This is a genomic window from Planococcus sp. A6 (genome assembly GCF_028823615.1).
In the GTDB taxonomy this organism is placed as follows: Bacteria; Bacillota; Bacilli; order Bacillales_A; family Planococcaceae; genus Planococcus.
This window is the reverse complement of the sequence record NZ_JAPEHT010000102.1, coordinates 1-11,913: the sequence shown is the minus strand read 5'-3', so window position 1 is coordinate 11,913 and position 11,913 is coordinate 1. Positions and strand designations below refer to the sequence as shown.

9 protein-coding genes and 1 pseudogene are annotated in these 11,913 nt (G+C 52.3%); 5 read left to right on the top strand and 5 right to left on the bottom strand.

Annotation, left to right across the window (positions count from 1 at the left end):
* Window positions 1-211: 211 nt before the first annotated feature.
* Complete coding sequence (locus ON064_RS13805; protein ID WP_274625220.1) at window positions 212-508, bottom strand: HesB/YadR/YfhF family protein; 297 nt, start codon at window positions 506-508, stop codon at window positions 212-214.
* 21 nt (window positions 509-529) lie between these two features.
* Window positions 530-1,120 carry a glycerol-3-phosphate 1-O-acyltransferase PlsY gene (plsY, locus tag ON064_RS13800; protein ID WP_121299688.1) on the bottom strand — a complete coding sequence of 197 codons (591 nt, stop codon included), beginning with the start codon at window positions 1,118-1,120 and terminating at the stop codon, window positions 530-532.
* 129 nt (window positions 1,121-1,249) lie between these two features.
* Here plsY and ON064_RS13795 point away from each other — a divergent pair, with 129 nt between their 5' ends.
* The 5 genes from ON064_RS13795 to ON064_RS13775 all read left to right on the top strand — a co-directional run bounded on the left by ON064_RS13795 (window position 1,250) and on the right by ON064_RS13775 (window position 8,691).
* Window positions 1,250-1,663: a CoA-binding protein gene (locus ON064_RS13795; RefSeq protein ID WP_121300268.1), complete on the top strand. Its 414-nt coding sequence runs from the start codon at window positions 1,250-1,252 to the stop codon at window positions 1,661-1,663.
* A gap of 117 nt (window positions 1,664-1,780) precedes the next feature.
* Window positions 1,781-3,751, top strand: coding sequence for a DNA topoisomerase IV subunit B (gene parE / locus ON064_RS13790; protein ID WP_101190344.1), 1,971 nt, complete (start codon window positions 1,781-1,783; stop codon window positions 3,749-3,751).
* The gene (gene parC / locus ON064_RS13785) at window positions 3,748-6,174 is read left to right on the top strand and encodes a DNA topoisomerase IV subunit A (RefSeq protein ID WP_274625219.1); all 2,427 of its coding nucleotides are present in this window, start codon (window positions 3,748-3,750) and stop codon (window positions 6,172-6,174) included. The genes parE and parC overlap by 4 nt, the downstream gene beginning before the upstream one ends.
* 161 nt (window positions 6,175-6,335) lie before the next feature.
* Window positions 6,336-6,896: a GNAT family N-acetyltransferase gene (locus ON064_RS13780; protein WP_274625218.1), complete on the top strand. Its 561-nt coding sequence runs from the start codon at window positions 6,336-6,338 to the stop codon at window positions 6,894-6,896.
* A 199-nt stretch (window positions 6,897-7,095) separates the two neighbouring features.
* Window positions 7,096-8,691: a long-chain-fatty-acid--CoA ligase gene (locus ON064_RS13775; RefSeq protein WP_274625217.1), complete on the top strand. Its 1,596-nt coding sequence runs from the start codon at window positions 7,096-7,098 to the stop codon at window positions 8,689-8,691.
* A gap of 106 nt (window positions 8,692-8,797) precedes the next feature.
* On the opposite strand, the gene ON064_RS13770 is transcribed toward ON064_RS13775, so the two are convergent.
* From ON064_RS13770 to ON064_RS13760, 3 genes and pseudogenes are all read right to left on the bottom strand, one after another.
* Window positions 8,798-9,253, bottom strand: a complete 456-nt coding sequence (locus ON064_RS13770; protein WP_274625216.1) for a VTT domain-containing protein — start codon at window positions 9,251-9,253, stop codon at window positions 8,798-8,800.
* A 40-nt stretch (window positions 9,254-9,293) separates the two neighbouring features.
* Complete coding sequence (locus tag ON064_RS13765) at window positions 9,294-10,076, bottom strand: helix-turn-helix transcriptional regulator (protein WP_274625215.1); 783 nt, start codon at window positions 10,074-10,076, stop codon at window positions 9,294-9,296.
* 252 nt (window positions 10,077-10,328) lie between these two features.
* Window positions 10,329-11,538, bottom strand: a pseudogene (locus ON064_RS13760) (YeeE/YedE family protein).
* Window positions 11,539-11,913: the final 375 nt, after the last annotated feature.

Here is an 11,913-nt window from a genome sequence, read left to right as displayed (position 1 = left end):
GCGACATCGATAAACTTGCCGACTGGGGCAGCCGCTACGGCTTACGGCGTGAATGGCTGGACTTGCGCAATGACTACCCGCATTTCGACTTATTCGGCGACCGGCAAGCGGAAATCCTGGAGGCGGAAGGCCGCTTGGATCAATTGAATCGATTAATCAAAAATGGAAATGAATGAATTTGAATAAAAAAGAAGCATGACGCAACTTCGCGTCATGCTTCTTTTTGTTCGTATGAATAACTTAATTCACCTAATTCGTCATCAACGGTGACGTGCAGGTCGTGTTCGTCGAAATACCAATGGTCGGCTTCTTCTATAAAGTACAGCACGTCTCCTTCTTCGAGGCGGACCACCGCTTCGTAAGGACTATCTTTCGTGACGCCTAGCGAAAAGCCCGGCTGCAAACCAGCGCCTCCGTAGCGGACGAAAAACCGCACCGCTTCACCGGCCTCGACTTCCATTTCGTTATGGAACCAATCTCGTGCATCTTTGCTCAAATGGATCTCCATGCAAACACGTCCTTTCGGGTTCTACCACTTGATCTTCGGTTCGGTGCCTGCGCGTATACGTGCGATGTTCGCGCGATGCCGGTAAATGATGAACGTGGCCAGTGTGAAAATGACAGCCATGAACAGGTAATCACCGGTATTGATCGTGTAGATGATCGTGTAGATAACCGAGACGACAGCCAAGATGATTGACGACAAGGATACCATCTTGGTGATCTTCAACGCAATCAACAAGACCGCGACGGCCAGTAAAAACAACGGCCATTGATACCCAAGCAAAATCCCGCCGGATGTGGCCACCGCTTTGCCGCCTTTAAAGCGCGCAAACAGCGGGAACATGTGGCCGATGACCGCGACGACGCCCAGAATAAGCGGGTGGACATCGGTCACCATGACGAGCGGCAACAGCGTCGCGGCCGTGCCTTTTAAAATATCCAGGATGGTGACGACAAAACCCGCTTTTGGTCCGAGCACGCGGAAGGTGTTGGTCGCCCCTAAATTGCCGCTTCCTTTTGTCCGAATGTCCGTATTGTAAAAAAGTTTTCCGATCCATAAGGCTGAAGGGATGGATCCGAGTAAATAAGCGATAATTACCGGAAGCAAAATGTCCATAATTGACTCCTTTGACGTACACTGTTTTCTTTTCTACAGTTTACCATGACCGAAGACACAGAAACAATAGATGGCGGATTATTCAACAAACGCATGCGTTTCATGTATGATAGACTAAAAGGACAGGTGATTTTGTTGAAAAACCCAGACCGCACAGAAATCAAAGAAGTGCTCGACACAGCCAAGACCATTGCCGTTGTCGGCTTGAGCCCGAACCCGATGAGAACCTCGTATATGGTATCCAAAGCGATGCAAGACGCAGGCTACCGCATCATCCCGGTCAATCCGATGGCGGATGAAGTGCTGGGGGAGAAAAGCTACGCGGCGCTTACGGACATTCCGGAACCGGTCGACATCGTCAATGTATTCCGCCGCAGCGAATTTTTGCCGGCCATTGCCGAAGATTTTCTCAAGATCGAAGCCCCGGTGTTCTGGACGCAGCTGAACGTCGTCGATGAAGAGGTCTTCAATCGCCTCCACGCCGCCGGGCATACAGTCATCATGGACCGCTGCATCAAAGTCGAACATGCCATCCTGAAATAGCAGTTTTCACGAAGGGCGCCTAGCGCTCTTTTTCTATGAACATTGACAGGAATGCCTGGAATGGCATACGATTAAAAGAAGAGAGTATACGAACAAATGTTTGTTGGAGGGAAATAGATGGCTAAAACGAACAGCAATGCATACAACGAAGAAGCGATCCAAGTTCTAGAAGGGTTGGATGCTGTACGCAAACGCCCAGGGATGTACATCGGTTCGACCGATGCCCGCGGGCTTCACCACTTGGTCTACGAAATCGTCGACAATTCCGTCGATGAAGCGCTTGCCGGATTCGGCGACCGCATCACGGTGACCATTCACGAAGACAATAGCATCAGCGTGCGCGATTATGGCCGCGGCATGCCCACAGGAATGCACAGAAGCGGCAAACCGACACCGGAAGTCATTTTGACGGTGCTCCATGCCGGCGGGAAATTCGGCCAAGGCGGTTACAAGACAAGCGGCGGGCTTCACGGCGTCGGCGCATCTGTGGTCAATGCCTTGTCGAGTTTTTTGGAAGTGACCATCCACCGCGACGGGCGCAAATACCGCCAGCGTTTTGAAAACGGCGGCAAACCCGTCACAACTTTGGAAGAGATCGGCAAAACGAAGGAATCTGGCACGTTGATCCACTTTCTGCCGGACGAAAGCATTTTTAGCGTATCCAAATACAATTACGACACGTTGAGCGAACGCTTGCGTGAATCGGCGTTCCTCATGAAAGGCATGAACATCGAGTTGATCGATGAGCGCAGCCAAACCGGCGAGAGCTTCTTTTATGAAACCGGTATCAAAGCCTTCGTCGAATACTTAAACGAAGAAAAAGACGTGCTCCACAAAGTGGCCTATATGGAAGGGCAGAGCGACAGCCTTGAAGTCGAATTCGCGTTCCAGTTCAACGACGGCTATTCTGAAACGATCCTGTCGTTCGTCAATAACGTCCGCACACGCGACGGCGGGACGCACGAAACCGGCGCGAAAGCGGCAATGACCCGCGTATTCAACGATTACGCACGCAAAATCAATTTATTGAAAGATAAAGACAAGAACTTAGAAGGCTCCGACATCCGCGAAGGCTTAGCCGCCATCGTCTCGGTGCGCATCCCGGAAGCTTTGCTGCAATTTGAAGGCCAAACAAAAAGCAAACTCGGCACAAGCGAAGCCCGCGGTGCCGTCGATGCAGTCATCTCCCAGCAATTGATGTACTTCCTCGAGGAGAACGCCGAACACAGTGCATCACTCGTCCGCAAAGCAATACGGGCCTCTCAGGCGCGTCTCGCCGCACGAAAAGCGCGGGAAGATGCCCGAAATGGCAAGAAACGCAAGAAATCCGATACCTTATTGTCCGGCAAGTTGACGCCGGCGCAGTCGCGCAACGCCAAAAAGAACGAATTGTACCTAGTCGAGGGCGACTCGGCCGGCGGTTCGGCAAAACAAGGCCGCGACCGCACGTTCCAGGCGATCTTGCCGCTGCGCGGGAAAGTCGTCAATACCGAAAAAGCAAAACTGGAAGAAATCATGAAAAACGAAGAAATCGCCACCATCATCCACGCGATCGGCGGCGGCGTATCTTCCGACTTCTCCGTAGACGACATCGCTTACAACAAAGTCATCATCATGACCGATGCCGATACCGACGGCGCGCATATCCAAGTGCTGCTGTTGACGTTCTTCTACCGCTACATGAAGCCGCTCATCGAAGCCGGCAAAGTGTTTATCGCGCTGCCTCCGCTTTACAAAGTGTCCAAAGGCGTCGGTAAAAAAGAAGTCGTCGATTACGCCTGGACCGAAGCGGATCTTGACGAGTCGATCAAAAAAATCGGCAAAGGCTATATGCTCCAGCGCTATAAAGGTCTCGGGGAAATGAACGCCGACCAATTGTGGGAGACGACGATGAACCCGGAATCGCGCACCTTGATCCGTGTGACGATCGAAGACGGCGCGCGCGCCGAACGCCGCATCACGACTTTGATGGGCGATAAAGTCGAACCGCGCCGCAAATGGATCGAAAACAACGTCGACTTCGGTTTGGAAGACGACAGCAATATTCTAGAAAATGATTTGATTCACGCTGAGGAGGAACTCGTATGACACAAACCGAACGTTTCCAAGATCTGCCCTTAGAAGAAGTCATCGGCGATCGGTTTGGCCGCTATAGTAAATACATCATTCAGGACCGCGCGCTGCCGGACGCCCGCGACGGTTTGAAGCCGGTACAGCGCCGCATCCTGTATGCCATGCACCACGAAGGCAATACCAACGACAAAGCGTTCCGTAAATCCGCCAAAACGGTCGGGAACGTCATCGGCAACTATCATCCGCACGGCGATAGCTCTGTGTACGAAGCGATGGTGCGGCTCAGCCAAGATTGGAAAATCCGCCACATGCTCGTGGAGATGCACGGCAATAACGGCTCGATGGACGGGGATTCCCCGGCCGCGATGCGTTATACGGAAGCACGGCTTTCTGCGATTTCCGGCGAATTGTTAAGAGACATCGAAAAACGCACCGTCGAATTCATCCCGAACTTCGACGATGTGGACGTCGAACCGACTGTCCTCCCGGCGCGTTTCCCGAACTTGCTCGTCAACGGCTCGACTGGGATCTCTGCCGGGTATGCGACTGATATCCCACCGCATGCGCTGCACGAAGCACTCGATGCTGTCCTCATGCGCATCGACAAGCCGGATGCGACAATCGATGAATTGATGACCGTCATCAAAGGTCCGGATTTCCCGACCGGCGGCATCATCCAAGGCGTCGAAGGCATCAAAAAAGCCTATGAAACGGGACGCGGCAAAATCGTCGTCCGTTCGAAAGCGGCCATTGAACCGCTCAAGGGCGGCAAAGAACAGATCGTCATTACGGAAATCCCGTTTGAAGTGAACAAAGCGAGCCTCATCAAGAAAATCGATGACCATCGCTTCGACCGCAAACTCGACGGCATTTCCGAAGTGCGCGATGAATCCGACCGCACGGGCCTTCGCATCGTCATCGAATTGAAAAAAGAAGTGCAGGCAGCCGGCATCTTGAACTATTTGTACAAAAACACCGACCTGCAGATCAGCTATAACTTCAATATGGTGGCAATCCATCACCGCCGCCCAACGATGATGACCCTACCGACGATGCTCGATGCCTATATCGAACATCAAAAAGAAGTCGTGACGAAACGGTCGGAATTCGACCTGCAAAAAGCGAGCGACCGCATGCACATCGTCGAAGGCTTGATCAAAGCCTTGTCGATCCTCGATAAAGTGATCAAGACGATCCGTGCGTCCAAAGACAAACGCGACGCGAAAAACAATTTGATCGCGAAATTTGAGTTTTCGGAAGCGCAGGCAGAAGCCATTGTCTCCTTGCAGCTTTACCGACTGACGAATACCGATATCACCGAGCTCGAAAAAGAAGAGGAAAGCTTGCGCAAATTGATTGCCGAGCTGACCGGCATCTTGACGAGCGCGACGAAATTGAAAAACGTCATCAAGAAGGAATTGCAGGCGATCCGCAAGAAATTCGCGGAACCACGGCGCTCTGAAATCGAAGAAAAGATCGAAGAATTGACCATTACGCGTGAAATCATGATTCCAAGTGAAGAAGTGATTGTTACCGTGACGAAAGAAGGCTATGTCAAACGGACGAGCACCCGCTCCCATGCGGCCTCGAACGGCAAGGATTTTGCCATGAAAGACAGCGACCACCTGTTGTTCGAAGGCAATCTCAATACGCAGCATACCGTGTTGATCTTCACGACCGGCGGGAATTTCGTGTTCCAGCCCGTCAATGAACTGCCGGACATCAAATGGAAAGACCTCGGCCAGCATTTGTCGAGCATCGTCACATTGGATTCCAACGAATCGGTGCTCGCGGTGTTCCCGTTCGAAGATTTTGAACAGGATGCGACCATTTTGACCGTCTCCAAATTCGGCCAAGTGAAGCGTTCGGCGCTGAAAGACTACCAGGTGCAGCGTTATTCACGCGCCATCAAGACAATGAACTTGAAAAAAGGCGACGACATGATCTTCGCAGGACTCGCGACGAACGAAACCGAATTGTTCTTGGCGACGAAAATGGCATACGGCGTCCGCTTCCCGCTTGAAGAAGTGCCCGTAACAGGGCTTCGGACTGCCGGCGTCAAAGGGCTGAACTTAAAAGAAGGCGACGAAGCGGTGTCTGCGGTCATGATCGACGCGGAACAGCAGCCAGATCTCGTGCTCGCGACGCAGCGCGGAGCCGCCAAAAAGATGAAGCTTAGTGAATTTGAAAGCGGCAGCCGCGCCAAACGCGGTGTTATCATGCTGCGGGAATTGAAATCCAATCCCCACCGCGTGGTTGCAGTCATCGGCACGACCGGCAAAGAGGAGATTCTGCTCGAAACCGCCAAAGGCTTGCGCATCTCGATTGCGCCTGGCCGCCTGAAAGCGGTCGACCGCTATTCCAACGGGTCGTTTATCGTAGACGAAGCAACAGACGGCGCCGTCACGGCAGCTTACTTAGTGCCCGCTACTGAATAATTTTAAAAGGCGTTGAATGAATAACTCATTCAACGCCTTTTTATTATAGATTCACTCATTCACTAAGAAAATCACCAGAATAATTTTTGAATAGCTCGTTGAATCCATTCTTTTTGACTGCACCAATTCCCATCAGGATCACCCAACAGGAGGCATGTAACATGATACTTGAAACCGAACGGCTGTGGTTAAAGCCTTATCAAGCGGACATGGCGGATAGCGTTTACGCCGTAATTAAAAAACGCGAAATTGCCGACACGATGTTGATGATTCCACATCCGTATCCAAGAAAGCAGCTCGATGGCTGGCTCGACTATGTTCAAAAAAGCTTTGACATCGGCCAATCCTTTGAATACGCGGTCTTTACGAAAGACCAGCCCGCCCGCTATATCGGCAATTGCGGATTGGTCGCCATGTCAAAAGCCCATCACTCCGGAGAAATCGGCTATTTCATCGATCCCGCCGAGTGGGGACAGGGCTATGCGACAGAAGCATGCCGAAAAATACTGGAACAGGCCTTCACCGAACACGGCTTGAACCGCGTATTCGGCCGCTGCCTCGTGCGCAACCCTGCCTCAAGGCGAGTGCTTGAGAAGGCGGGCATGGCCTTTGAGGGACGTTTCAGACAGGAGTTTTTCATGAAGGGTGCATATGAAGATATCGATTATTTGGCGCTGCTGAAACAGGACTACGGCGCGCCGAAACAAGACACGCCGTTTTGAGTGCCGCCACTCCTCTCGAAGTCGTCAGCCGCTGATGCGAAATGGATTAGTTCATAGCGAAAGAAATTGTGCTATAACACAAATTCTATATTGTTTCATTTTTCCGCCAATTCCGAAACTTCCGTTGACAGCCCGTGTTCGGCTTTCTATACTTGATATATAACAGTTGGACACAAGAGACACGAGAGGGGTTTTCGAAATGATCGTACCATTGACACCGCTGGACTGGAAACGACGCGCGGTAAAGTATTACCCGGAGAAAGTAGCCGTGATCGACGGAGACAAGCGTTTCACGTACAAGGAGTTTGCCCGCCGCTCCGACCAGTTGGGGATTGCCCTACATAATGCAGGCATCAAGGAGAAAGACCATGTCGCCGTGATGCTGCCGAATACCCATTATATGCTCGAAGCGTTCTATGGCATCCCGCCGCTCGGAGCGGTCATCGTGCCGCTCAATTACCGTTTGTCTGCGAAAGACCTGGGCTATATCATCAAGCACAGCGATGCGAAGATGCTGATCGTCGATGCGGAATACGCCAAGATCATTGAAGAGATCCAAGGCGACTTGCCGATCGAGAACTACATTATCGTGCCGGCTGAAGGGCATGAGACAAGCCTTGTGGGCGTCGGCTACGAGGAATTTATCGGAGCGGTCACAGACGATGAGCAATTGCCAATCGTCGAACTCGACGAGAACCAGATGCTGTCGCTCAATTACACGAGCGGCACGACTTCCAATCCTAAAGGCGTTATGCAGACGCACCGGACAAATTATTTGAACGGCGCAAACTTCCTGCATCATTTGGAGATCAAATTTGACGATGTTTATTTGCATACCTTGCCGATGTTCCACACGAACGGATGGGGCGGTGTCTGGGCGATCACAGCAGCAGGAGCCACGCATGTATGCTTGCGCAAAGTCGATCCTCCGCTCATCCTCGATTTATTTGAAAGCCATGGCATCACCTCCTTATGCGGCGCGCCGACGGTCGTCAATATGCTGGTCAATGAACCGAAAGCGAAAGACATTGAATTGAAGACCAAAATCCGCATGGGGACAGCCGGTGCGCCGCCTGCTGCGGCACTCATCGCGAAGGCCCAGCAGACGCTCGGCCTCAACATGATGCACGTTTACGGGCTGACCGAGACTTCGCCGTTCATTTTGTATTGCGAATGGAAAAACGAGTTCGATGCGCTGGATGCCGATCAACAAGCGAGCATCAAGGCGCGCCAAGGCATTGAACTGGCCTTTAACGGCGAAACGAAAGTCGTCAATCAGGGAGACGGAAAAGAAGTCGCTTGGAACGGCAAGGAGCTCGGGGAAATCATCACCCGCGGCAATGTCGTCATGGCAGGCTATTACAAAGATCCTGAAAAAACCGCGGAAGCGATCCGCGACGGCTGGTTCTATACCGGCGACCTCGCCGTGACGCATCCGGACGGGTTTATCGAAATCCAAGACCGCATCAAAGACATGATCATCTCCGGCGGTGAAAACATTTCGTCCACGGAAATCGAAGGCGTACTCTATAAGCATCCGGCGATCGCGGAAGTGGCGGTCATTGCCGTACCGGACGAGAAATGGGGCGAGGTGCCAAAAGCCATCATCGTCTTGCACAAAGGCGCAGAAGTAACCGAGCAGGAAATCCTCGACTATACGCGCGACAACATGTCACGCTTCAAAGTACCGAAATCGGTCGACTTCGTGGAATCGTTGCCGAAGACGGCAACAGGTAAGCTGCAGAAGTTCCAATTGCGTGAAATGTATTGGGGCGGCGGCAAGAAAGTCAATTAAGGCATCTAAAAAAGCGAGAACTCCTCAACCGGGAGCTCTCGCTTTTTTTAATGGGAAGCATTCTTTTTCGGGAAGCGTTTACGGATCAACGCAATCAATAACAAAATCACCAAACAGAGGCCGAGTGCGCTATACAACAGGGAGCGGGGCAGCCACAACACCAGCCCGAACGCGACCGCAAGTTCAATGGCCAAAACGCCAGTGCGGAAATGCGGGTCAAGGCAGCGCCTGCCGTGACGGCACCGGACGGGACAAATGGCAAGATGCGCAGCGCCAACACTGCCCACCAAACGCTTACAGGGGATTGATTGCGGAAAAACCGGAACCAGGAACGCTGTTGCCACGCATCCGGGATATGTTTCGCCCCGTAGCGGTACAGCCAAAACCCAAACAGCGCGCCGATCATCTCCCCGCTGATGGACAATGCACTACCGCCGATCAACCCGAAGCGGTCGAGGTTGATTGGGGTGATGAGAATGCTCGGGATGAATCCAAGCGTGCCGATGGCGATATTGGCGATTAACAATAAGACGAATTCCAACGAGCGGAGCAGCCCTTCCATTAGCGCGTCACCTCATTATTTACGGACAAGAAAGAGGTGCTCATCGCTTAGCCTCGAGGTTTTGCCGCTGCTCGCGAAACCGTTTCGGCGTGCTGCCGCTATGGCGTGTAAAAGCAGCGTGAAACTGCGTGGCGCTCTTATAGCCGCAGAGCCCGGCAATGTCCGGAACCGATTGCTCTGAAGCCAGGAGCAGCTGCCTCGCGCGCTCCATGCGGCAGTTGATGACAAATTGCAGCGGCGTCTGGCCGACCGAGTCCTTGAAATAGCGGCTGAAATGGAATTTGCTGAGGCCGGAAGCGGCAGCAATGGATGCAAGCGAAAAGGGCAAATGGCAGGTTTCTTCCATTTGGTGCAAAATGCGTGCCGTTTTGGAAGAAGCCGCCGTTTGAGCCGGGGCGCTTTGTGGTTTGGCTGCAGCATACAACCAGTTCAGCAAAAGCTGCACTTGTCTTGACGAAGCAGGACTCGCTTGTTGCAGTTCACGGCCCAGTTCGTCCATCACGGCAACGAGAAAAGTAGGATTAGGATAAGTGAAACAGATCGTGTCATTTACTGACTCAAGGGGCTGCGTGACCAGCAGTCTTTGATAGCGCTGTTCACTGCTTGAAGCAAAAGACAGTGCGTGCCATTGGCCAGGAGGAATCAGCGCAAGTGCTCCTGTCCGGAGCGTTAAGCATTCATTGTTTGCGGTGAGTTCGAGTTCACCTGACTCCACCCACAGCCATTCTGCCAGTTGCTGGTGGCTGTGGAGCGGGATGTGCTCGGACTGTCCGGTCGCGACGGTCTTCGATTCAATAGCATGCAATTCAAAATCACGGGTCATGTTCAGCCAACTTTCAGGGAAAGAATATGTTTATTATAGCAAGAAACGAGAAAAAGAACGGAAAATTTTCGGGGGAAATATTAAAATCCGCTCCATGAACCGCAAGAATTGATAATTCGAGCGAATTTCATTTAACGGACTGGCCCATTTTCTAAAAAAAGCAAGTCATATTCCGTCCCGTTTCGCTTCATGCCCATAAAAAAGAGGCTTCCGATGAACGGAAACCTCTATAAAAAGCAAACTGTAAATGTTCTAGCACACCGAATCATTGGATTTCGGAACAGATAGGCCGAACAAGGGCCGCAAGTAAAGTGCGAAGAATGTACCGGCGAGTGCGAGAATGCCCCAGATATAGCCATGGAGGCTAAATGAAGCGATGCCGCCGAAATATGCGCCGATGTTGCAGCCGAACGCAAGCCGCGCGCCGTAGCCCATCAGCAAGCCGCCGACAACGGATGCCCAGAAATTGCCCATCGTGATTTTGGTGAACTTGAACAAGCCGCCAGCGGCTGAAGCGAGAAAGGCGCCGAGGATGACCCCGAAGTTCAACACCGTGGTGGAATCCGCAAAAATGGACGTCCACGCCGAAGAATTCAGCAATTTTCGAGCCCCATAACGCGAATGCGGACGTGATGCCCCAAGGCGTTCCGCGCGTCATTAAGGTCAGTGCGTTCAATACCGCAAGTGCGATCGCTGCGGCGAACAATGGCCAAGAGCCACGGAAAATGCGTTTCCATCCTGTAGTAGTCGGAAGCGGCGCCATTTTCGGTGCGCGTTTCTTTTTCTCGATGATCAAGGTAATCCAGGCGATGAGCCCGAATAACGCAATTGACACGAGCCATGCGCCGCCGTAGCCAAGCCCTGTAGACGTGGCCAGTGACACCGGTTCAAAAGCCGGCAAATCTTCTGTCCAAAACGGCAAGTGATACGCGCCAATGGTCGTTCCGATAATAAAGAACAACAGCGTGATGAACATGACCGAACGCCCACCGCCGATCGCATACAGCGTACCGGAAGCACAGCCGCCGCCGAGCTGCATGCCGATGCCGAAAATGAATGACCCGACCACCAAGCTCACGCCGACCGGGGAGACGTAACCTGACACCCCGGTGCCGAAGAACGAATAGCCATACGCCAGAATCGGCGCGAACAAGGTCACGGCCACCGCCAGCATGAGCATGTGCGAGCGCATCGCCTGGCCGTTTCCGACCGACATGAAGCGGCGGAACGCAGAGGTAAAGCCGAACCGTGCATGGAATAAGGTATAGCCGAGCAACAGCCCGATGCCAAGCAGCACGGTTTGTGCGATATGCTGCGTGGCGAGTAAATACACCGTCAATAACGCCGCGACCGCAATGCCTCCGGCAATCAAGGCTTTCTGCGGTGCGTTCAAAGCGGTCGTGTCGCGGTAAACAGGATCGTTTACTTCATTGACGGGTTGGACCCGTGTGCTAGTCGTCATGTAAAACATCCTTTTCTGAGTGATATAGTAGGGAATAAAACATTATATTAAAGGAGCGTTTAGGGAAAGTCAACGGAGCGGCTTTCAGCTAGCAGGGAATTATGAAGGTTTGTAGAAGAAGGGCCGGGGAATAGAAAGATAATACGTCAGCGGACTGCTGCTAGTTGGTTCTGGAGAAAAATGTGAAGACACTGAATAGATAGTATTCAATGATCCGGTAGATAGTTGTTTTAGGAACGAAAGCGAGGTGAAGCACCATGGACAATCGGTTGTGGATCAATTTGCCGGTGAAGGATTTGCAGGCAGCTCGAGCCTTTTATGAACAAGCTGGTTTTTTGCTGCCCAAAGCGGATGCCAGCAATGCCCAGCAGGCGG

Coding starts and splice junctions, on each gene's coding strand:
- ON064_RS13775 (WP_274625217.1), top strand. CDS start 7,096: ATGATCGTACCATTGACACCGCTGGACTGGAAACGACGCGCGGTAAAG.
- parE (WP_101190344.1), top strand. CDS start 1,781: ATGGCTAAAACGAACAGCAATGCATACAACGAAGAAGCGATCCAAGTT.
- ON064_RS13765 (WP_274625215.1), bottom strand. CDS start 10,076: ATGACCCGTGATTTTGAATTGCATGCTATTGAATCGAAGACCGTCGCG.
- ON064_RS13805 (WP_274625220.1), bottom strand. CDS start 508: ATGGAGATCCATTTGAGCAAAGATGCACGAGATTGGTTCCATAACGAA.
- plsY (WP_121299688.1), bottom strand. CDS start 1,120: ATGGACATTTTGCTTCCGGTAATTATCGCTTATTTACTCGGATCCATC.
- ON064_RS13780 (WP_274625218.1), top strand. CDS start 6,336: ATGATACTTGAAACCGAACGGCTGTGGTTAAAGCCTTATCAAGCGGAC.
- parC (WP_274625219.1), top strand. CDS start 3,748: ATGACACAAACCGAACGTTTCCAAGATCTGCCCTTAGAAGAAGTCATC.
- ON064_RS13770 (WP_274625216.1), bottom strand. CDS start 9,253: ATGGAAGGGCTGCTCCGCTCGTTGGAATTCGTCTTATTGTTAATCGCC.